Genomic DNA, 1,515 nt, shown 5'->3' on the forward strand with positions numbered 1-1,515 from the left:
ATAATACCCCTTGTTCTCAATAACTTGCACGATCTGATACCAAATGAATTTGTAGATTGAAGGTGTCATGACGTCATCGGTGAGAAAGATCGTCCTGTATCTCAGTTTGTCATCACTATTGTTGTATGAATTGTAACAGTAGAACTCTAAATCGGGGAATATCCTTGATAACGAGAGTGGCTTTAGTTCTGAATTATCAAAGTCATGGATTATATGTCGCCCGATAAGCGCATTCACTTCTGCTCGGGATGATTCTTCGTTAGGAACCGGAACGCACAAGGCAGACATGATGAGCCTGTTATCATCCTTGTGCTCGAACTCCCTTTTGTGCAATCCCTTTAGGTATTTGCCGAAATCCTCAGACATCAGCACAAGAGGCACTGATTTCCCTTCCTTTTTATTATTGATTATAGATCCTTGATATGCTGTCACGTTATTACTAATAGTATCTATAGGTATATCGTGACATGGGGTCTGATTTCCGGCCTCACCCATATGTTGAGTGCACAAATCATACTTCTCAACCAATGCGTCCTGTTCATCCTTCAAGCTCTGTCTTCTCGCTCTTTGTCGTTCGGTTGCGTTCTCATATTGCCTTGGCCTTCCGCGGCTCTTGTTTTCTCTATCGTCAACGTTCATCGAATAGACGCGAGAGCCTGGGAAAATCTGACATTGCCGCTCTGCGTTCGGCCGGTCAGGCAGAATGATCGTCTTTCTGTTACTGTTATTCAAATCGCGTATCGAAATCCTTCCAATGGTCTGCGATGTTCTCTCATAATCGTTGGCTATCTTTTGATCTTCTCGCGAGATACCAGTATAATCTTGTATGAAATCAGATATTGGTGGCGGCAAGTTGAATGCTGTTAGTATGGCGAGATTATCAAGATGTTGGAAATCATTCCGACCATGTGATGCGTGCGGTAGTTTCTCGGCGCCTTCTACCTGATTCAACGGACTGTCGTCTTCGAATGATTTATTATCTAACCAGCCGAATGACCGGCCTTTCATTTTCTTTATGATGGCATCCGTGAACTTGGCTCTAAGGTCCGGTCTTTGTTCTTGAGCATACAAAGACCAGTTCGTTTCCGACAGATAATAGAAATCGATAAGATGTCCGTTCTTTTGTTCCTTATAGCGGAGATTGTCCTGGATCTCACCGTCTTCAACAAAATTTACACCTTTCCGTTCAAATCATTTGCATAATAAAGACTCTTGTGCTCTTGCCCCCAGCAGGCTTACCGATGAAAAGCCATGAAAGACACTCGGGCGCAACAATGAGAAGGTTCTCAAGTATGGATCGTCGGTTCGGCCTTGACGGAAATCTTCATATTGACCGAAGTCGACAAAAGTATCCCATTTGTGATCTAGTATGATCCTAGCGAAGGGCTGGAAGATAGAATTGATCGCATCCCCTCTTTTATTCTCAGCGATACTTCTTAGTTTTCCAAAATCTCGAGCGATGACGTGTGCGTATCTTGGTCCGACTCTTTCAACACTGAATGCGTCGGTCAATTC

Annotated in this window: 2 protein-coding genes; both read right to left on the reverse strand. The window is 43.6% G+C overall.

Going from position 1 to position 1,515, the window contains the following annotated elements; translation table 11 throughout:
• Positions 1–1,071, reverse strand: a 1,071-nt coding sequence (locus tag ACXJL8_RS40770; protein WP_456687004.1) for a hypothetical protein, incomplete at its 3' end; no start/stop codon positions are given.
• 120 nt (positions 1,072–1,191) lie between these two features.
• The coding region (locus tag ACXJL8_RS40775; protein ID WP_456687005.1) for a hypothetical protein at positions 1,192–1,515 on the reverse strand (324 nt) is incomplete at its 5' end.

It is taken from the genome of Bradyrhizobium sp. P5_C11_2, assembly GCF_054049755.1.